Source organism: Sphingomonas sp. RB1R13, assembly GCF_036663775.1.
Taxonomy (GTDB): domain Bacteria; phylum Pseudomonadota; class Alphaproteobacteria; order Sphingomonadales; family Sphingomonadaceae; genus Sphingomicrobium.
In genome coordinates, this window is sequence record NZ_JAXOJM010000001.1 from 1,251,157 (window position 1) to 1,270,627 (window position 19,471).

Below are 19,471 nucleotides of genomic sequence, written 5' to 3' on the forward strand. Positions count from 1 at the left end.
TTTCTCCTGTAACTAACACCTACCCCGAAATCCGCCGCAGGGCTAGGGTGCGAGGCCGATCAGCGAAAACTGCCGACCGTAATCGCCCTGCCCAAGATGCGTCGCCCGGCGATAGCTGAAGAAGCGCTGCTCGTCGGCATATGTATCCAGCCCGACACCTTCAATTGCGCCAATCCCCGCCGCCTGAAGCCGCGCCAGCACATAAGCCTCAAGATCGAAATGCGGCGTCGGCAGTGCGCGGAAGAAGCGCGCATTGCTGGGGTCGGCGGCAAGGAACCGTTCGCGAAATCCCTCGTCGACTTCATAGCTCGCCTGGCCGATGCACGGCCCGACCGCCGCGACGATCCGCTCCCGCCGCGCGCCAAGTCCTTCCATCGCGACAATTGCCGCATCGGTCACCCCGTCCAGCGCCCCGCGCCACCCGGCATGCGCCGCGCCGATTACCCCCGCCTCGCGGTCGGCGAGCAACACCGGTGCGCAGTCGGCGGTGACGATGCCGAGCAACAGTCCCGGCCGGTCAGTGACCAGCGCATCGGCCCGCGGCCGCTCGTCCATCGCCCACTCCTCGGCCACCACCGCGACCTCCGAATGGACCTGGTAAACCCGCGCCATCGCCGCCCCGGGCAGCACCGCCGCGCACGCCAGCCGCACATTCTGCGCCACGGCGGCCGGATTATCCTCGCTTCCTGATCCCACGTTGAGCCCCGCCACGACCCCCGTCGACACGCCCCCGCGCCGTCCGAGAAAGCCGTGCGCTATCCCCGCCAGCCCCGCGGCGCGGATTACCTCAACGGTCACAGCTTCACCCGCATGATGACATCCTCATCGGCATGGTTGCCGACCATGAACTTGTACGGCCCGATCACCCTGAACCCGCGCTTTTCATAAAAGCGCCTGGCGCGCGCATTGTCGACATAGACGCTCAGCTGGAGGTGCCGTGCGCCCCACGCCTTGGCGTCGGCGATGACCCAGTCCATCAGCGCCGGCCCGACGCCCGCGCCCATGAATTGGTCGAGTACGTACAGCTGGCGAAGCTCGCGCGTGGCCGCAGGTGTGAAACCCGGAAGGCCCGGCGGCGCGACCTTGGCGAACCCCGCCGCCACGCCATCGACCTCAGCTAGCTGGAAGCGAAACTCGGGGTCGGCGATCTCTCGCATGAACGCATCGGGGGTCACCTGGCTCATGAACAGGGCAAGGTCTTCGGGCGCGTAAAGATGCGCGAAAGTCGCCTTGAAACCGGTCGTAAACACGGCGCAGACCAGCCGGGCATCATCGACCGTCACGTCGCGAAGCATGATCGTCATCCGCGAAACCCCGCCGGCTCGGGCCAGCCCGGCGCATATATCGCGATGACCTTGAACAATTCGCCCATCTCGGCACCGTCGCACAATCGCCGCCGGCCTGCGACCACCTCCTCGCCCCGCGCCGGATTCTTCGCCGCCAGCGCCATCGCCCGCGCGGCTATTCCGAGTCGCTCGAGGAAGGTGCCCTGGCTCACCACCGGACTAACCAGCGCGCCCGCTTCCACCGCCACCCGCGCCACCGCGCCAAAGTCGACGTGCGCTGTTAGGTCCTGCTCGCCGGGGTCGACCAACGGGTCGGAATATTTGTGCCCGCGCACCGCCTGGAAACTGTCCCCCGGCGCCCCGTCGCGATAGCCATAATCGACAATCAGCGCCGCCCCGCCATGGCGCACCAGATGCCCCGCCACCCGCCGCACCGCCTCGTCCCGCGCCGGCGCCGTCTCGCGGACTTCGCCAGCGATATCAAAGCCAAGGCCATCGCCCGTGATGACCACCCGCCGCTCGCGCCCGCCGACCGTCTGGCGGATCGGGAGCGCATCGAGAAACTCGTTGGCGACCAGCAGCAGGGGCGCCGCCGACAGCTCGCCAATTGCGCGATGGACCGTGTCCGGCAGTCTCTCCTTCTGTAACCCGCGAAGCACCGGCGATGCCTCGACCAGTTCGACCCCGCCAGCGAACCCGCCCGACCTCAGCACCCGCAGCGCATCGACCGCCAGCGTCCCCCGTCCCGGCCCGAGCTCGGCATAAATCGCCTCCCCCGGCGCCCCGGCTCGGAGCCACACATCGGCCAGCGCCGCCCCGATCAATTCGCCGAACATCTGCGAAATTTCGGGCGCGGTCGTGAAATCGCCCGCTGCGCCAAGCGGATCGCGGGTCGCATAATAACGGTCGTTGCATGCCGCCATATAGGCATCGAGCCCGATCGACCCCTCGGCCGAAATCCGCGCCCTCAACCGGTCCGAAAATTCGCTCACCCGACGCGGAGCTCAGGCAATGCTGGCAGGGCCCGCGATCGGCTCGACCCGGTGCCGCCGCCCGTTGGCCGTGGCCATCAGGTAAATCCCGCCCAGGATCATCGGCACGCACAGCCATTGCCCCATGTGCAAGCCCGTCGCCTCGGCAAAGCGCGACAGCTGGGCATCGGGCTCGCGGATATATTCCAGCCCGAAGCGGAAGATGCCGTAGAAAAAAATGAACGCGCCGACGAGTTTGCCCGGCTGGTAACGCGCCTGCGTCCGCCAGAACATGACTGCCAATATGATGAACAGCAGCAGCCCCTCGAGCAGCGCTTCGTACAATTGGCTCGGGTGCCGCGCCGGTCCGAGCCCCTGCATCCCGCCGATGATCTCTGGAAAGCGAACCCCCCACGGTACGGTGGTCGGTGCGCCCCACAGCTCGTGATTGACGAAATTGGCGAGCCGCCCAAAAAATAGCCCTGGCGGCACACAGCAAGCGACATAGTCATGCACGCGAAGCCAGTTGAGCCCGTTCTTGCGCGCCAGGTAGAGGATCCCGACGGTGACCCCCACGACTCCGCCGTGAAAACTCATTCCCCCGTCCCACAGCTTGACCATGTCGATCGGGTTTTGGAGATAGTAGCCTAGGTTGTAGAACAGCACATAGCCGACGCGCCCGCCGATGATCACGCCCAGGCTGGCATAGAATACCAAATCATCGGCATGGCGACGGGCGAGCGGCGATCCCGGCTGGTCAATCAGCTTCAGCAGATAATAATAAGCCGAGAAAATCCCCGCCAGATACGCGAGGCTGTACCATTTAAGTTGGAAGAAACCCAGGTTGACGGCGACGGGATCGAGGTGGAGCCGGGTCCAGTCGATCGACCCGATAATCATCGTCAACATGGGCTTCCCCCTCCGGCGTTGCCGCCTCATAAGGGCCTCAGCCATAAAGGCAAAGGAGGGATGATGCGTTCGCTGCTCGATGCCAAGTTTGATGAATCGCTGGCCGAAGTTTTGGGGCCTGGCGGGCGTGTCGTCGTCGGACAGGACGAGCAGGGGCTGCCCATCGCGACCAACCTGCCGGCGACCCTGCCGAGTTTCTTCGAAACCTTTTGCACCTTGAACGGCGCGGTCGAGGCGCTGGTCGCGGGCGACGAGCGGCTGACTTTTGCCCAGCTCAACGACTGGTCCGACCGGGTCGCGGGCGCACTCGTCGGGCGCGGGATCGTCAAGGGCGACCGGATCGCCATCGCCATGCGCAACTGCCCGTCGTGGCTGGTGGTCTACATGGCCGTGGTCAAGGCCGGCGCCATCGCGACCCTCGTCAACGGCTGGTGGCAGGCTAACGAAATGAGCCACGGCCTCACCCTGTCCGACCCGCGACTGATCGTTGCCGACATTCCCCGCGCCGCGCGGATCGAGGCATCCGGCAGCACCGCCGAGCTGGTCACGCTTCCGATCGAGTGTCCGCTGGCCGAAGCGCTTGCGCCGCTGATTGAGGGTGTCGCCCCCGCTCCGCTGCCGACCGTCCTGCCAACCGATGACGCCACCATCTTGTTCACCTCGGGATCGACCGGGGATGCCAAGGGCGCGGTCTCGACCCATCGCGCGGTCACCACCGCCGTCTATGCCTATGCCACGGGCCTCATGACCCTGCTCGGCATCCTCACGCGCGAGGGCCGCCCCCCGGTCAACCCGCCGCGCACCCTCGTCAGCGTGCCCTTCTTCCACGTCACCGGCGAAATCCCGCTGATGCTCAACAGCTTCGTCATCGGCCGCGGCATGGTCGTCATGGCAAAGTGGGACGTGGTCGAGGCGATGAAGTTGATCGAGGCGGAGAAGATCACCTATTTCGTCGGCGTCCCCACGATGAGCCTTGAGCTGATGAACCACCCCGATCACGGCAATTACGACCTGTCGACGCTGACCGACATCACCGCCGGCGGGGCGCCGCGCCCGGTCGCCCATGTCAAGCGGCTGGCTGAGGAATTTCCCAATGCCCAGCCCGCGCTTGGCTATGGACTGACCGAGACCAATGCCGTGGGCTGTTCCAACTATTGGAGCAATTACGCCGAAAAACCCGCCTCGACCGGCCGCGCCCAGCCGCCGTTCGTCGAGCTGGCGATCTTCGGTGACGGCGACGTGAAACTTGCCCCCAACCAGCGCGGGGAAGTCGCCATCCGCTCGGCTGCCAATATTCGCGGCTATTGGAAGAACCCCACCGCGACCGCTGCCGCCTTCACTGCCGACCATTGGTTCCGCACCGGCGACGTCGGCTACCTCGACGAGGAGGGCTATCTGTTCCTGGTCGACCGCAAGAAGGACATCATCATCCGCGGCGGCGAGAATATTGCCTGCGCCGAGGTCGAGGCCGCACTTTACACCTGCCCCGCGGTTGGTGAGGCGTGCGTCTTCGGCGCCCCCGACGACCGGCTTGGCGAAGTCCCCGTCGCGGTCGTCCACGTCACCGAAGGCCACACCCTCGACGAGGCCGAGCTTCGGGCCTTCCTCGAACCGCGCTTGGCCAGGTTCAAGATCCCCGCGCGCTTCACCTTCGACCCCGACCCGCTGCCCCGCCTCGGCACGGGCAAGATCGACCGCGTCACGCTCAAGGGAATGTACGGCCATTGAGCTTCGCTGACCTCGACCGCCGACAGCTGCTGGTGGGCGGCGGGGTCGGGGTCGGCCTGATCGTCGCCTACGCCGCCTGGCCGCGCCGCATCGGCAGCGGGCTCGCCGCGCGGAATGGCAAAGAAGCCGTCCTCGGCGCGTTCATCAAGATCGCCGAGAATGGCCGGGTCACCGTCGCCATGCCACAGGCCGAGACCGGGCAGGGGACATGGACCGGCCTCGCCCAGATCGTCGCCGACGAACTCGGCGCGAGCTGGGAGCAAATGGCGGTCGAGCCCGCGCCCTCGTCGCCGCTCTACGCCAATCGCCTGATCGACGTCCCCGGCCTGAAACCCTGGACCGTCCGCGAGACCCGCGCCCGCCTGCGGATCACCGCCGGATCGACCAGCATCCGCGCCTTCGAGGAGCCGCTCCGCGCCGCCGCCGCCGGAGCCCGCGCCTTGCTCATCACCGCCGCCGCGCGACACTGGAAGGTCCCCCCGGCCGAATGCGACACCGCCGAAGGGGCGGTCACCCATGAGGGGAAATCGCTTCCCTTCGCCAAACTTGCCGCCGACGCCGCCGATCGCGATCCCGCCGACGTCCCGCCGCGCGGACCCCAGAAGCTCGCCGGCCAGGAGCTCCCCCGCCTCGACCTTCCGCCGAAGATCGACGGCAGCCTGCGCTTCGCCGCCGACGTCCGCCTCCCCGGCATGGTCTTCGCCTCGCTCCGCATGGCGCCCCCGGCCGGCCGCCTTACCGGTTTCTCCAAACCCGCCGCGCGCCGTATCCCGGGGGTCCGCGACGTCGTCGTCACCGACGCCTGGCTCGCGGTCATCGCCGACACCTGGGATGCTGCCGATCGCGCCCTCATCGCCGCCGACCCGCGCTTCACCGGGCCGAGCAACGCCGACAGCCGCCACCTCGATGCCGCCATGACCGCCGCACTCGACGGCGACGGCGGCGACACCTTCTTCCAGCGCGGTGACTATGCCAAGGCCGTCGCCGGCACTCGCCCGCTGACCGCGACCTACCGCATCGCCCCCGCCCAGCATCTCGGGCTCGAACCGCTCTCAGCCACCGCCCGCTTCACCGGCGACCGGCTCGAAGTCTGGGCGCCCACGCAAGCCCCCGAATTCGCCCGCGCCGCCGCCGCGAAAGCCGCCGGCGCCCCGCTCGGCGCGATCACCCTCTACCCGATGCCCGTCGGAAGCGCCTCGGGTCGCGCGCTGGAAGCCGACGCCGTCCCCATCGCGGTGACCCTCGCCAAGCGGACCGGCCGCCCCGTCCAGCTGACCATCCCGCACAGCGTGGCCACCAACCACGAACCGCTCCGCCCACCACTCCTTGCCCGCCTCGCCGCGCTGCCTGCCCCCGGCGGGGGTCTGTCGGCGTGGAGCGCGCGGATCGTCACCGCCCCCGGGATCGAGGGCGCGCTCGCGACCCTCGCCGGCACCGCGCTCCCCGCACCAGACCTCGCCGCCGCGATCATTCCCTATGGCGTCCCGACGATCCGCATCGACCGCGTTCCCGTCACTCTGCCGATCCGCACCGGCTATCTGCGCGGCGGGTTCGACGGCGTGGCCAGCTTCCTCAGCGAAAGCTTTATCGACGAACTCGCCCGCGCGCAGGGCGCCGAGCCGCTGTCGTTCCGCATCGGCCTGCTCGGCGGCAATGTCCGGCTGGCCAAGGCGCTGATGGCGGCCTCGACCATCGGCGGTTGGGACGGCGGCGGCGGTGGCAGCAAGGGCCTCGCCTGCGCCAGCGCCTTCGGCTCGCACATCGGCCTGCTTGCCGAGGCGCACATCGGCCCTGATCAGCACGTCATCGTCGACCGGCTCGTCGCTGCGGTCGATTGCGGGCGCGCCATCAACCCGGCGCTGGTCCGCCAGCAGATTGAGGGTGGACTCCTCGCCGCGCTCGACACCGCCACCGCGCTCGCGCCGCAAATCGTTGCCGCCATGCCCCGCGCCCGCCCGCGCCGCGCCCTCGGCCTCGTCACCCTCGCCACTGCGCCGAAGATCGAGGTCGAACTCATCCCCAGCCACGAACCCCCCGGCGGCGTGTCGGGCCTCGCCTCGACCGTGCTCGCCGCCGCCGTCGCCAATGCCCTCGCCTCGGCCGGTCGCCGCTTGCGCCAACTGCCGTTCAATCTAAGTGCAACCGCATGATCGACGCCATGCCGCTCCCCGCCGACCACCCGGCCATCCCGCCCGCAAAAATCGGCGTCCTGCTGATCAACCTCGGCACCCCCGACGCCCCCGATGCCAAGGCCGTGCGCCGCTACCTCGCCGAGTTTCTCAGCGACCGCCGCGTGATCGAAATCCCCGCCATCGCGTGGAAACCGATTCTCCACGGCATCATCCTCCGCACCCGCCCCAAGAAATCCGCCCATGCCTATGCGCAGGTGTGGAGCGAGGACGGCTCCCCCCTTGCCGCGATCACCAAGCGCCAGGCACGCGCGCTCCAACAGCGCCTCGGCCCCGATGTCGTGGTCGATTACGCCATGCGCTACGGCAATCCCGCCATCCTCGCCGCGCTCGACGGGCTGTTCGCCCAGGGCTGCACCCGCATTCTCGCCGCCGCGCTCTACCCGCAATATAGCGGCGCAACGACGGCCAGTGCCAACGACGCCATCTTCGCCGCCATCGCCTCGAAGCGCTGGCAGCCCGCCCTTCGCACGCTCCCGCCCTATCATGACGACCCGCTTTACATCGACGCGCTGGCGTCCGACCTCGGTCGCCAGCTGGACGGGCTCGACTTCACCCCCGATCGCCTCCTCCTGAGCTTCCATGGCATGCCGCAGCGCACGCTTACTCTCGGTGATCCCTATCATTGCCATTGCCGCAAGACTGCGCGGCTGGTCGGCGAGAAGCTCTCGATCGCCACCGAAGTCAGCTTCCAGTCGCGCTTCGGCCGCGCCAAATGGCTCGAACCCGCGACCGATACCGTGCTTGCCGGGCTCCCGGGGAAGGGTGTCAAAAAGCTCGCCATCGCCGCGCCGGGCTTTTCGGCCGACTGCCTCGAGACGATCGAGGAGCTCGGCATTCGCGGTCGCGAGCAATTTATCGAAGCCGGGGGCACTCATTTCGCGCGGCTCGACTGTCTCAACGACGGCGAGGCCGGGATGGCAATGCTTGAGAAAATCACTCGCCGGGAACTGGGTGGATGGTGGCCGGGCAATTCGCTCGCGTAAAAGGCTTCCCCCACCGCCGATCAGCCTCTAGCCTTGGCAAAAATCAGGCCAGAAAATCAGGCCAGAAAAACAGGAGAGCATCATGGGCAGAGTCGCAGTCGTCACCGGGGGCACGCGCGGGATCGGCGAGGCAATCAGTCTTGCCCTCAAGGAAGCCGGAATGACCGTCGCCGCCACCTACGCGGGCAATGACGACCGGGCAAACGCCTTCAGCGTCGCCAACGGGATCAAAGTCTATCGCTGGGACGTCGCCGACCACGAAGCGTGCATGGCGGGTGTCCGGCAGGTCGAGGCCGATCTGGGCCCGGTCGATGTCCTCGTCAACAACGCCGGCATTACCCGCGACACGACGATGAAGCGGATGGACCACCAGAAGTGGCAGGACGTCATCGACACCAACCTTGGCGGTTGCTTCAACATGGCGAAAGCGGTGTTCGAGGGCATGCAGGCGCGCGGCTATGGCCGGATCGTCAACATCGGTTCGATCAACGGCCAGGCCGGACAATATGGCCAGGTCAACTACGCCGCCGCCAAGTCGGGCATCCACGGCTTTACCAAGGCGCTGGCGCAGGAAGGCGCACGCAATAACGTCACCGTCAACGCCATCGCGCCGGGCTATATCGACACCGACATGGTCTCGGCGGTGCCCGAGGAAGTGCTCGCCAAGATCGTCGCCAAAATCCCGGTCAACCGCCTCGGCAAGGCCAGCGAGATCGCCAAAGGCGTGGTCTTCCTGACCGGCGAGGATTCGGGGTTTGTGACTGGCTCGACACTCAGCATCAACGGCGGCCAGCATATGTACTGACGGGCGCCGCGTGCCGCGTCCCGACTATCACCCGCCGCTCAAGCGATCGATGACCATCGCCGGGCACCAGACCTCGATCAGCCTCGAGCCGGCTTTCTGGGCGGCGCTCGAGACAGAGGCGGCGCGGCAGGGCAGGGCGCTCGCGGCGGTGGTGGCGGAGGTCGATGCGGCGCGATTGTCGGCGACGCGCGTTCCGAACTTGACCTCAGCGCTTCGCCAATATCTCTTCGGCCTCGCGGCGGATCGCATCGCCGAAACGGGCAGCGCTGCCGGGGGCGAGCCCCAGCCATAAGGCAGGCTCGATCAGCTCCAGTTCGATCAGCTGCCACTGGCCCGCATCGTCGGCGATCAGGTCAATGCGGGCATAGATCGGGCGTGCCGGGGCCTTGGCCAGCGCCGCCTCGGCTACCGCAATCGCTTCCACTGGCGCGTCGCACAATTGCTCCGTTCCGCCGAGGTGCGGCTGGACGCGGTAATCCCCCGCCTTTGGCCGCTTGATCAGCGCGTGCGAATAGGTACCGCCGAACATCAAGATCGACAGCTCGCCGACGCTCCCGATCGATCGCTGGTAAGGTTGGACCAGCATCGCCTTTCCGTACACGTCAACCGGAATTTCATCCCCGATTCCAATCCGATAAGTCCCATCGGCCCCCGCGCTGACCGGCGGCTTGATGACCAGATCGTCGACCCCGAACCGGGCCCTGGCGGCGGCCAGGGTACCGTGTCCAAGCGTGTCGCTTCGCATCGTCGGAACGACCGCCACTCCGGCTTGCCCAAGTTCCTCCAGATAGGCCTTGTCACTGTTCCAGCGGAGCAGCGCGACGGGGTTGATCAGCGGCACCCGATCGGCCTCGAGCCGGTCGAGCAAGCGGTGCCATTCGGCGACCCGCTGATGATAGCCCCACGCCACCAGCGGCAGGACGATGTCGGCCCCCGCCTCGGGCGCCTCGTCGGTCCAGCGCCGCCCGACCACCTCAAACCCCGCCTGCTCCAACGCCGCGGCTTGGTTGTCATAGGCCCAGTCGAACGCCTCGGGATAATCGGGCGCGGGGCACAGCAGGACGGCCTTCATCATCGTGCCAGCAGGATCCGCGCCTGGGCCGCGACCTGGGCCAGCATCGGCACCGACACCGCTCCCGTCCCGCGCGCCCGGGCGACCAGCCGCCGGAACTGGTCGATCCGCGCCTGGTTGCGCTCAACCCAGCGATCGACCGCGGCATCGGGATCGTCGTTGCGGGTGCGGCCGAGGAAGTCGATCCTCAGCTGTTCGAAGTCGCGGTTGAGCCCGGCGACGAGCAACCGCTCCCAGGGGTCGGCGGGCATGATGCGCGCTGCCTGCTGCTGCGCCCAGTCGAGTCCGAGCGCTTCACCCAGCCTGGTGTAAGCTTTCGTCAGGGCAAGCTCGTCGACGTCGCGTCGGGCCCCGAGCGCGGCAATGGCGAAGACGCCGTCGAGCTCGAACAGGCGCACGAGCGTGTCGGTGATCACCTCACCCGCGCCCATGCCAAGCAATTGCTCACGTCGCGCGGCGGACTCGGCCTGCACCTCGCTGCGGATCAGCGTCGCGCGGCCCTTGGCGACCTTGGCAAAGCCCGGGGCAAGCAGTTCGATCAGCGTCGATACCCTGGTCTCGCTCCCACCTGATCTAAGCACGTCGGACAAATGGCTGCGGATGGCCTGGGCAGCCGTCGCGAACAGCTGGATTCGGGCCAGCTCGGAAATTCTGGCCTCCTCGATGCGGGTCCACAACATGTCGAGGTCGAGCAATCGCTCGGCAACGAGGAACGCCGCCACGACCTGGCCGAGCGACACACCCTCTTCCTCGGTCAGGTCGAGTGCCATGCTCGGTCCCAGGCGATTGACGAGGCGGTTGGCGACCTTGGTGCCGATGATCTCGTGCCGCAGGCGGTGGCGGCGGATCGCGTCGCCATGTTCCTTCTGCATCGGCTTGGGGAAGGCAGCAAACAGCTCGGGCTCGAGGATCGGATCGTCGGCGAGTAGCAGCCGCTCGGCCGCCGACTGAAGCGCCATCTTCGACATCGACAGCAGCACCGCGAGTTCGGGCCGGGTCAGGCCACGATTTTCCGACACCCGGCGAAGCAGCGCCTCACTCGTCTCGAGCCCCTCGACCCGTCGATCGAGCCGGCCCGATGCCTCCAGCATTTCGACGGTCCGCACGAAGCCGGGCAGGCCAGTCGCTCCGCGCGCCGCGGCGATCGACAAGGCAAGGCTTTGCAACCGGTTGTCCTCAAGCACCAGCTCGGCGACATCGTCGGTCATCTTGACCAGCAGCTTGTTGCGCTTGTCCTCGGTCAGCCGCCCTTCGCGCATTTCGCGGTTGAGCGGGATCTTGATGTTGACCTCGTTGTCCGAACAATCGACCCCGGCACTATTGTCGATGAAGTCGGTGTTGATCCGCCCGCCGCGTGCGGCAAACTCGATCCGCGCGGCCTGGGTGATGGCGAGGTTGGCACCTTCGCCGATGACCTTGGCGCGGAGTTCGGTAGCGTCAACCCGAAGCGCATCATTGGCCGGGTCGCCGACCGCACCATGGGGTTGGGTCGAGGCCTTGATGTAAGTGCCGATGCCGCCGAACCACATCAGGTCGACCGGCGCTTTAAGGACCGCGTTGATCAGCGCGGTCGGGTCGGTCTTGCGATCGGCAAGGCCGAGCACGGCGGCGGCCTGTTTGGTCAGGTCGATCGATTTCAGCGAGCGCGGAATGATCATCGCGCCTTTTGACAGCGCCTTGCGATCATAATCGTCCCAGCTCGAGCGGGGCTGGGCGAACATGCGCGTCCGCTCGGCAAAGCTCTTGGCCGCATCGGGATTGGGATCGATGAAAATGTGGCGATGGTCAAAGGCGGCGACCAGCTTGATCGATTGCGACAGCAGCATGCCGTTGCCGAACACGTCGCCCGACATGTCGCCGCAGCCCGCGACAAGTACCGGATCGACCTGAACGTCGACTCCGGCCTCGCGGAAGTGGCGCTGGACCGAGATCCACGCGCCCTTGGCGGTGATCCCCATCGCCTTGTGATCATAGCCGTTGGAGCCACCCGATGCGAACGCATCGCCGAGCCAGAAACCCCGATCCAGCGCGATCGCGTTGGCGACATCCGAGAAGGTCGCAGTGCCCTTGTCGGCGGCAACCACGAAATAGGGATCGTCGCCGTCAAGTACGGCAATCCCATCGGGATGGGTGACTTTGTCATCGACGATATTGTCGGTGATCGACAAGAGAGCGCGGATGAAGATGCGGTAGGTTTCGGTGCCTTCGGCCAGCCACGCGTCGCGGTTCGACGCGGGGGGCAGATGTTTGGGATAGAAACCGCCCTTGGCCCCGGTCGGCACGATCACCGCATTCTTGACCAGCTGGGCCTTCATCAGCCCGAGGATCTCGGTACGGAAGTCATCGCGCCGGTCGGACCAGCGAAGCCCTCCGCGGGCCACCGGGCCGCCGCGCAAGTGAATGCCTTCGACGCGCGGTGAATAAACCCAGATTTCACGCCACGGCACCGGCACGGGCAAGCCGGGGACAAGGCTGGAGTTGAATTTGAAGGCGATCGCCTCAGCTGCGGCGGGGGCGAAGGCGTTGGTCCGCAGCGTCGCTTCGACAACTGCGCGGAGCAGGCGCAGGATGCGGTCGTCGTCGATCCCGCGGACGGCCTGCAATGCGGCATCGAAGCCGGAGCGCTGGCGATCGGCGTCGCGGCCCTTTTTCGCCGGATCGTGAATCTCGCCGAACAGCGCGATCAGCGCTTCGGTCGCTTGCGGGGCACGACGAAGCGCGTCGACCACCGTGGCGAGGCCATAAGCGACCCCGGTCTGGCGCAGGTAGCGGAACCAGGCGCGCAGCCAGACTACTGGCTTGGGGTCGAGCCCGGCGAACAGCACTAGCTGGTTGAAGGCGTCATTCTCGGCGCCGCCACCGAGCACTTCGGCAATTGCATCTTCGATCAGTGTCGCACGCGCCATCAGCGCGTCAAGGTTGGTCTCGGGAGGGAGCTCAAGCAGGAAATCATGGATCGTGCCATGATTGCCGTCGCCGAGCGGGGTCGGTATTTCCTCAAGCACGCGGAAGCCAAAATTCTCGAGCACCGGCACGGCTTCGCTGAGCGCGATCAGCCCGTCGCGGCGGTAAGTCTTGAGGTGCAACTGGCCCTGGCCATCGCTCGCCATCCGCACCAGCCGCGCGCCGCGCTCGCTTTCGTGGAGGTCGGCCAGGCGGAGGATGTCGGTCGCGGCCTCTCGCGCCGGGGTGCGCTGGCGATAGTCGTCGGGAAGCTGGGACAAATAGGTCAGCGAGAGGCGGGTTGCGCGCGACGGTCCGGCGAGAGTGGCGAGCTCGGCCTCGACCGCCGGGGTCCAGCCGCGGACCATCTCGACCAGCTGGGCATCAAGCGCCTTGGCATCGGGGGTGGCGCTGCCGGGAGCGAGCGGCAGGGTATATCGGATCAGCGCAAGCTCACCGTCGCCAAGCTCGACCGACCAATTGGTCACGGTCGATCGTGCGGCATCGCCGATCATCTTGCCGATCGCGAGGCGGCGGCGGGTGGTCAGCTCGTCGCGGGGTAGCCACACGAAGGCAAACAAATGGCGGCGCAGCGAGCCCGGGAGAAGCAGTAGCGTCGGTCGCGGACGATCGGCGAGCGACATAGCGGTCAGCGCCGCTTCGCGCACTTCATTGGGACCGAGGGATATCAGCACGTCATGGGGCAGGGTCGAAATGGCGTGTGTCAGCGCCTTGGCGGCATGGCCGTTGGTGGCGAAGCCAAGGCTCGCGTCGAGTTCCTTGAGCCACTGGCGAAGGACCGGCACATCGCCTGCCGGACGGCGCAGCGCGGCGCTGGTCCACAGTCCGGCGAAAATCGACACGCTGTCCTTGCCATGTCTCACCAGCACGACATCGAGTGGCACGCGGCGGTGAACCGGTGAGATCCGGTCGGCCTTCAAAATCTGGACCGGCCATTTGGTCATTGCCAAATGGTCGATGACGGCATCGTCCTCGCCCTCCCACAAGGCGACGCTGCGCTTGAGCACGCCGAGCCGCCCTTCGACCTTGCCGTTGGCGCGGAGCAGGGCATGGCCGAGCAGCGTGAAATGATTGTCGGCGAGCCAGCGCAGGAGCGCCGCGCCCTCGGCATCGCTGCCATCGAGCGAGGCGGCATCCTCGACCATCGTCGCGGTCATCCGGGGCCAGTCGGCAACCGCCGCGCGTGTGTCGCCGAGCACGTCCTCCAGTTCATTCTCAAGTTCATGACGAGCACGGGCATCGGCGCGGTCAAGCTCGACATAGACGATTGATTCAGCATTGCCCTTGCCGATCGAAACCAGCTTGCCTTCTGCATCGCGGGTGACGTGAACGATCGGGTGAAGCAGGCGGTGAAGCGCCAGCCCCTTGGCCGAGATTGCGCCTGAAATACTGTCGACCAGGAACGGCATGTCGTCATTGACGATACCCAGCCGCATCCGCCGATGCCCCGCCTCCCCACCAATCGATTCGAGGCGAATCGCGATTTTTCCGGGGGGGCGGGTGGTAATCAACAAGGCGATGAACAGTGCCGCTTCGGTCTGCGCCGCTTTGTCGAAGCCGGCAATCTCGCCGGGAAGCGCATGCCCGACCAGTGCACGGCGAATCGCGTCGGCGATCGAGTCGTCGACGAGGGTTTCGGCGGTCATCGCGGCAAGCTCCAGCAAAGTCGTTGAGGGTCGTTGCTACTATAGACCCTGCCATGAACGCTAGCCAACCCCATGCAAAAACGCCCGGCCCGTTACGGTGCAGGCATAAGCTGGGCCATGGTCGCTAAACCATGTTAACGTAATGAGGGTAACGAGAAGCGGGCTTGGGTGGGAGAGTTGTGTGTCGCCTGGCGCTACTGGCACCTGTTACGTCGTTGACGACGACCCGTCGTTTCGGACGTCGATGGTCGCGCTGCTGGCATCGGTCGGCTATCACAGCAGCGGCTATGCCAGTGCCGTGGAATTCCTAAAGGTGGCGCCCACGGTTCCGCCGGGCGTGCTGCTGCTCGACCTGAGGATCCCGCACCTTAGCGGGCTCGACCTGCTCGAGGAGCATATGCTGTTGCTCCAGCGCTTTGCGGTGATCGTGATCAGCGGCCATGGCGACATTGGCCGAGCCGTCCGATCGATCAAGGCCGGCGCGCTCGACTTCATCGAAAAACCGTTCGCCAGCAGTGCGTTGCTTGACCTCGTCGGCTCCGCCCAGACGGCGCTTGCCAAGCGTATAGGCGCTACCGCCGACCGCCAGGACGCGCTTGACCGGACCGCCAGCCTGTCGCCGCGCGAAGGCGAGGTCTTGCGCATGCTGGTTGCCGGTGCGCCCAACAAAATCATCGCGCGGACGTTCGACCTGAGCGTGCGCACGGTCGAAATGCACCGCGCCAACATGCTTGCCAAATTGGGCGCGCGCAGCACCGCCGAAGCGATTCACCTGGCGATGCTCGGCGGCATCGTGCCATGGCCATTGCCGGCGGATCGACGCTACTGACGGCGCTCGCTGGCCAGCTAGAATCTGGCCGCAGCCCGTTTCTCGGCCTCCGTCACCAGTTGCTCCATCGTCAGATAATGGTCGGCAAGCTCGATATAAATCTCGCGCAGTCCGTGGTCACTTGTCTGGTCTGCCTTGGCCAGCGCGTCGCGATGGCGTTCAGCCCAGTAATGACCGGCGGAACCGCTTCCCACCTTGATCTCCTTGCCGCAACGCGAGCAAGCATCGTCACCGTGCGGCCCCTCATCGTTCGACGAGTGATGTCGAACCTCGGGAGTTTAACCGCTAGCTGTTGAAAATACGGGACGTCGGAAAAGTCAGCGGTGCCGGTCGACATCCGGGTGATGCGTCGCCCGATCAGCCAATCCGACGGACGGCACGCTCGACCATCTTGTCGTCATGGACCAAACCAATAATCTCAAGGACCCCCGACGGGCCGCGCCGCGTGAGCACAAGCGCGAATTCCTGGTTGGTGGCAAGGTCTTCGAGGCGCATCGACGCGACCGAGCGAAGTGCGTCGCGCGGGTCGACCGCGGCCTCCGTTGTGGCGGGGCGGCGCGCGATCCGTTCGGCCGCGACAAGGCCCTTGAGCCCGCCCGGGCGATGATCGATGAATGACTGAAAACCGCCGAAGTCGACCTCGCAGCGCTCGGCATTGCTTAGCGCAGCGGCAAATTCGGTCAGTCGGGTCTTGTCATAATCGATCCCGAAGACGAGCTTGACGATCGGGGTCATTGGCGCGCGGGCCTGCGCCTTGACCCCGGCATCGTCGAGGATCTCGGCATAATCGGCCGTCGCGCGGCGGGTGGCGACGGCAAAGTCATAGGCCATGGCCAGCGCACGATAGAGGGCGGCGCGGCTACGGCCATCCTGCGCCTTGCACACTTCGGCACTGGCGCGCGCAACACACAAGCGGTCGGCAAGTCCTGCTTCCGGGTCAAGGACAAGCGCGACGGCATTGCTGCCGTCCCCTTCGTCATGAAGCGGGCCATCGTTCCAGCTAAGGTGCGGCACCGTCGCGGCAGGCTCGGGGTCGACCGGGGCAAGCGAAGCAATCAGCGGCGCGCTCCCCTCCTTCGGCTCGTCGGCGGCTTCCTTCCAGTTGATCACGCCATAGATGAAGTCGATCGTTTCGCCATCGGACGAGAAGGGCATCAGGATACCGCGATAGCAGATCGATGCGCCGCGCTGATTGACGAACTCGGCCTCGAACCCGATCGGGGCGCGGTTAGCGATAATCTGAAGATAATGGTCGGTAAGCCGCGACAACAAAGATCGCGGGGGCACGCCGGCGATCGTCGCGACATCACCGTCGAGCCCGCACTCGGCGCGGATCGCGGCCCCGACATAGGGGGTCGCGGGATTGTCACGCCCGGCGGTGAAGTCGAGCAATACGCTATGCGCGCTGAAGTCGGCGACGCTGTCGGGATCGAGGTCCTCGATTGAGGGGAAATCGCGCTCCTCGAGCAAGCTTGCCCAGTAATTATAGGCGCGAACGTGCATCCGCCGTTCGTCATTGCCGATCACCAATGCCGCTTCAGGCTCGAGCGAGGGACCCGCCGCAACACCGGCGAGCGTGGCGTCGTCGAACGAGGCGCCGGTGGGGCTGAAGCTGTCCATCGTGTGTCGCGTCCGCCTTAGGTAAATCCAGATCGGAGATACCAATGCCCGCAAAGCCGTTGCGAAACCGTTAAGCATCTTGGGCGCGGACCCGATTGCGCCCCCACCGCCAAGCCGCTTGCCGCCTCACGCAACGCCTGATAGTGGGCGCAGCGCTGGTCCATACGCCGCCTTAGCTCAGTTGGTAGAGCATCGCATTCGTAATGCGGGGGTCACAGGTTCGAGTCCTGTAGGCGGCACCACCTAAAATCAATGACTTAGCAAGCTTGCGGGTGTGGCAAGGGATTCCTTTTTTCCGCGCTAGCAATCATATAGCAAGCACGGATCATTGTTTCGCTGCGGATCAAATGCTTCTGCGTCAGCGAATGAGCGCGTCAGACCTTTGGACAATAGATCACCATTAGACCTTCGCCGATCGGTGGGGCACTCTTTGCTGATCGGCGGCTGAGGCCGACCTAATCTCAGGCAAAACGGCTACATCACGTGACCTTGCAACTGGCGTATTCGAGGTCACCTCTAATTTTCGGCCAGTAGGGCGTGCTGACCATGTCAGCGTTTACAATTAAGGACGGAGGTGACGAAGGTGTAACAGGGTCAAAGTGCCACAGAACCGACAGGCCGGGAGCATCGATTATCAACGTGCTGTCCCAGAAGCGGCTGCCCGTCGCGTCAACAACGACATGACCTCTAACTAATCGTTTGCAAGTATCAACGTCGCTTGCCTCAGTTGGCTGAGAAAACTCAGTTACCCAGACATACCTGGGCAGTTGAGTCATCAGCAACTCTTTCTTCAGATGCTCTGACACGCCATTCCGCAAGGTGCGAGCTTTGTACTTCCACCCGAATGTCAGGTATGTCCGGGTCACGAGCGTTCCCGCCGCGACCGCCGCGTAGGTCCCCGGCTCAACATCCCACCCGCTTCCCGCACCCAATGCTTGGTCAGCAAGCACTTGGCGGCTAGCAGCAACCTGTCCCATCATGTCTTTTGCGATTAGCTCTGCCGTTTCGCCGGTCATGAAGACCTTCTCGGGTAGTGGGACGAGAATGAACTTGATGTCTGTTTCGAGGCAAAACGGGTCGTTGCCAGTCTTTTGGGTCGCTGAGATAGGTAGACGGTTGTAGGCGCCACGTTGATCGTCATTAACCAAAAAATGGGTCAGAAACTCTGCCGTCGTTGACCCGGCCGCGATCGTGCTTAAGTCCTTTGCGGCATCCCGCTCGCTGCCGACAGCTACCAGACCGTGACCGATCGCCGTTCCGGCGCTTTGCACCCCAAGCAAGACCGGGATGCCCGAGTCCACATAGCGAGCGACAATGTCCTTCGGCCGAACATTTTGCCACACCAAGGCGCCTGCTACGATCTCATCGGGGGCGTACATGACTGGGTGCCGCCCCATGGCGCGCAAAGCCCTAACCATATTGTCCTGCGTCAAATACTCAGATCCGGCCGGTAGTGACCGCGTTATCCCGCTGTCTGTCGGATTTAGCGCGATCTCAGTGATGTCTGGCATCGAGAACCAGGGTGCAGAGTGCCGGTTGTGAAAGTGGCGGCCCGCCATCCACATCGTGGCCTGAGCGCAGGCGCCGGTGCGCGTATCCTGCTGCGTGAGCGGCATCGCGTCGACCTTTAACTCCACTCCGAGCAAGTGGATTTTGAAAACCGACCGGACCGAGACTTCTTGGACGGGATCTCCGGCAAGCGCTACCGCCGCCAAGTGCGCCGAGCTGACTGGTGCATGTGCCAAGGGACGCAACACGATGTCCCCTAGGTAGGTTTTCGCTACAGCCTCAATCCCGGCTACGACCTCCGAAACGTTGGCCAGAGCAAGGATGGGAGCCACATCCGACGCGAAGAAATGGACGCGGCTGCAGAACTTCCGGTACGGGCGAAACAGCGTTGAGTAGAAAGCTGAATACGCGGCCGAGAAGTCGCGATCGATGTAAGCACCTTCCCAAAGCGCACTAATAGCTCCGGCTGCGCGGAGCCGATCAGCTAGGTTCTGGAGTAAGAGATTTGGCACGCCGTTCAGTGAAGAGACGAAAGCCGCCCACTGCGCATCGTCTTTCAAAGCGTGGACCGAAATGCCGGCTTTCATCGACCCCCAGCTTCCTGTCCTGAGGGGAGGTTTTTAGCCGACGCGGAACGTGCCGAGCCGTTGCTCCGCCGTCTGAATCGATTCCTCAAGCTGGCGGATCTGCTGTACCACCGCGTCCGTCAGACGAAGATTCAGGCGTTCAAAGATGGCAGGATCTGCAATCTCGACGCGTCCATGACGATTGTTTGCGAGGCCGCCGGGGGGCATGGTGTCAGTCTTCTCCATCTGATTTGCCTTTCGTCAGAGACACGGCAACTCGATTGCATTGCTCTATCAGCGTTCGAATCGGGACGCAATCGGCCCGGTTGTCAGATCCGATTGCCCGAAACTTCTTTGTGAACGGTGAATCCGTAACGCTACAATCCGTTCC

The 19,471-nt window shown here is 65.3% G+C and carries 16 protein-coding genes and 1 tRNA gene; 7 read left to right on the forward strand and 10 right to left on the reverse strand.

All coding sequences use genetic code 11. The features are described 5' to 3' along the window. Positions 1–42: 42 nt before the first annotated feature. From pgeF to lgt, 4 genes are read right to left on the reverse strand one after another with little or no spacing between them, the layout of a single operon-like run. Positions 43–798, reverse strand: coding sequence for a peptidoglycan editing factor PgeF (gene pgeF / locus U1700_RS05975; RefSeq protein ID WP_332750992.1), 756 nt, complete (start codon positions 796–798; stop codon positions 43–45). Beyond that, positions 795–1,304, reverse strand: coding sequence for a GNAT family N-acetyltransferase (locus tag U1700_RS05980; protein ID WP_332750993.1), 510 nt, complete (start codon positions 1,302–1,304; stop codon positions 795–797). The genes pgeF and U1700_RS05980 overlap by 4 nt, the downstream gene beginning before the upstream one ends. Further along, a complete protein-coding gene (locus U1700_RS05985) occupies positions 1,301–2,278 on the reverse strand; it encodes a class I SAM-dependent methyltransferase (RefSeq protein WP_332750994.1) in 978 nt (325 codons plus the stop codon). Before U1700_RS05985 ends, U1700_RS05980 begins: the two co-directional genes overlap by 4 nt. A 12-nt stretch (positions 2,279–2,290) precedes the next feature. Continuing rightward, positions 2,291–3,166: a prolipoprotein diacylglyceryl transferase gene (gene lgt / locus U1700_RS05990; RefSeq protein WP_332750996.1), complete on the reverse strand. Its 876-nt coding sequence runs from the start codon at positions 3,164–3,166 to the stop codon at positions 2,291–2,293. 60 nt (positions 3,167–3,226) lie between these two features. Between lgt and U1700_RS05995 the strand changes: the two genes are divergently transcribed. The 5 genes from U1700_RS05995 to U1700_RS06015 all read left to right on the forward strand — a co-directional run bounded on the left by U1700_RS05995 (position 3,227) and on the right by U1700_RS06015 (position 9,166). Further along, positions 3,227–4,894, forward strand: coding sequence for a class I adenylate-forming enzyme family protein (locus tag U1700_RS05995; protein WP_332750998.1), 1,668 nt, complete (start codon positions 3,227–3,229; stop codon positions 4,892–4,894). Continuing rightward, complete coding sequence (locus tag U1700_RS06000) at positions 4,891–7,044, forward strand: molybdopterin cofactor-binding domain-containing protein (RefSeq protein ID WP_332750999.1); 2,154 nt, start codon at positions 4,891–4,893, stop codon at positions 7,042–7,044. The genes U1700_RS05995 and U1700_RS06000 overlap by 4 nt, the downstream gene beginning before the upstream one ends. A gap of 8 nt (positions 7,045–7,052) precedes the next feature. Then, entirely contained in the window at positions 7,053–8,069 is a 1,017-nt protein-coding gene (gene hemH / locus U1700_RS06005; protein ID WP_332751152.1) for a ferrochelatase, read from the forward strand. Between the two features lie 82 nt (positions 8,070–8,151). Next, positions 8,152–8,874, forward strand: coding sequence for an acetoacetyl-CoA reductase (gene phbB, locus U1700_RS06010; protein ID WP_332751000.1), 723 nt, complete (start codon positions 8,152–8,154; stop codon positions 8,872–8,874). 10 nt (positions 8,875–8,884) lie between these two features. Then, complete coding sequence (locus U1700_RS06015; protein WP_443025886.1) at positions 8,885–9,166, forward strand: ribbon-helix-helix domain-containing protein; 282 nt, start codon at positions 8,885–8,887, stop codon at positions 9,164–9,166. Here the strand turns inward: U1700_RS06015 and U1700_RS06020 are convergent. Then, positions 9,080–9,949 carry an ATP-grasp domain-containing protein gene (locus U1700_RS06020; RefSeq protein WP_332751001.1) on the reverse strand — a complete coding sequence of 290 codons (870 nt, stop codon included), beginning with the start codon at positions 9,947–9,949 and terminating at the stop codon, positions 9,080–9,082. The genes U1700_RS06015 and U1700_RS06020 overlap by 87 nt on opposite strands. Continuing rightward, a complete protein-coding gene (locus tag U1700_RS06025; RefSeq protein WP_332751002.1) occupies positions 9,946–14,556 on the reverse strand; it encodes an NAD-glutamate dehydrogenase in 4,611 nt (1,536 codons plus the stop codon). The genes U1700_RS06020 and U1700_RS06025 overlap by 4 nt, the downstream gene beginning before the upstream one ends. Positions 14,557–14,737: 181 nt before the next feature. On the opposite strand from U1700_RS06025, the gene U1700_RS06030 reads away from it, so the two are divergent. Further along, positions 14,738–15,385, forward strand: coding sequence for a response regulator transcription factor (locus tag U1700_RS06030; protein ID WP_332751004.1), 648 nt, complete (start codon positions 14,738–14,740; stop codon positions 15,383–15,385). Positions 15,386–15,402: 17 nt separating this feature from the next. Here the strand turns inward: U1700_RS06030 and U1700_RS06035 are convergent, their stop codons facing one another. Then, positions 15,403–15,579: a hypothetical protein gene (locus tag U1700_RS06035; RefSeq protein WP_332751006.1), complete on the reverse strand. Its 177-nt coding sequence runs from the start codon at positions 15,577–15,579 to the stop codon at positions 15,403–15,405. A 163-nt stretch (positions 15,580–15,742) separates the two neighbouring features. Next, positions 15,743–17,005, reverse strand: coding sequence for a PAS domain-containing protein (locus U1700_RS06040; protein WP_332751007.1), 1,263 nt, complete (start codon positions 17,003–17,005; stop codon positions 15,743–15,745). A gap of 166 nt (positions 17,006–17,171) precedes the next feature. On the opposite strand from U1700_RS06040, the gene U1700_RS06045 reads away from it, so the two are divergent. Continuing rightward, positions 17,172–17,247: transfer RNA gene (locus U1700_RS06045), tRNA-Thr, on the forward strand. Between the two features lie 237 nt (positions 17,248–17,484). Here the strand turns inward: U1700_RS06045 and U1700_RS06050 are convergent. After that, positions 17,485–19,101, reverse strand: a complete 1,617-nt coding sequence (locus tag U1700_RS06050) for a hypothetical protein (protein ID WP_332751009.1) — start codon at positions 19,099–19,101, stop codon at positions 17,485–17,487. A gap of 33 nt (positions 19,102–19,134) precedes the next feature. Beyond that, positions 19,135–19,326, reverse strand: coding sequence for a hypothetical protein (locus tag U1700_RS06055; protein WP_332751011.1), 192 nt, complete (start codon positions 19,324–19,326; stop codon positions 19,135–19,137). Positions 19,327–19,471: the final 145 nt, after the last annotated feature.

Coding starts and splice junctions, on each gene's coding strand:
- U1700_RS05980 (WP_332750993.1), bottom strand. CDS start 1,304: ATGACGATCATGCTTCGCGACGTGACGGTCGATGATGCCCGGCTGGTC.
- lgt (WP_332750996.1), bottom strand. CDS start 3,166: ATGTTGACGATGATTATCGGGTCGATCGACTGGACCCGGCTCCACCTC.
- U1700_RS05995 (WP_332750998.1), top strand. CDS start 3,227: ATGATGCGTTCGCTGCTCGATGCCAAGTTTGATGAATCGCTGGCCGAA.
- hemH (WP_332751152.1), top strand. CDS start 7,053: ATGCCGCTCCCCGCCGACCACCCGGCCATCCCGCCCGCAAAAATCGGC.
- phbB (WP_332751000.1), top strand. CDS start 8,152: ATGGGCAGAGTCGCAGTCGTCACCGGGGGCACGCGCGGGATCGGCGAG.
- U1700_RS06020 (WP_332751001.1), bottom strand. CDS start 9,949: ATGATGAAGGCCGTCCTGCTGTGCCCCGCGCCCGATTATCCCGAGGCG.
- U1700_RS06025 (WP_332751002.1), bottom strand. CDS start 14,556: ATGACCGCCGAAACCCTCGTCGACGACTCGATCGCCGACGCGATTCGC.
- U1700_RS06040 (WP_332751007.1), bottom strand. CDS start 17,005: ATGGACAGCTTCAGCCCCACCGGCGCCTCGTTCGACGACGCCACGCTC.
- U1700_RS06050 (WP_332751009.1), bottom strand. CDS start 19,101: ATGAAAGCCGGCATTTCGGTCCACGCTTTGAAAGACGATGCGCAGTGG.
- U1700_RS06055 (WP_332751011.1), bottom strand. CDS start 19,326: ATGGAGAAGACTGACACCATGCCCCCCGGCGGCCTCGCAAACAATCGT.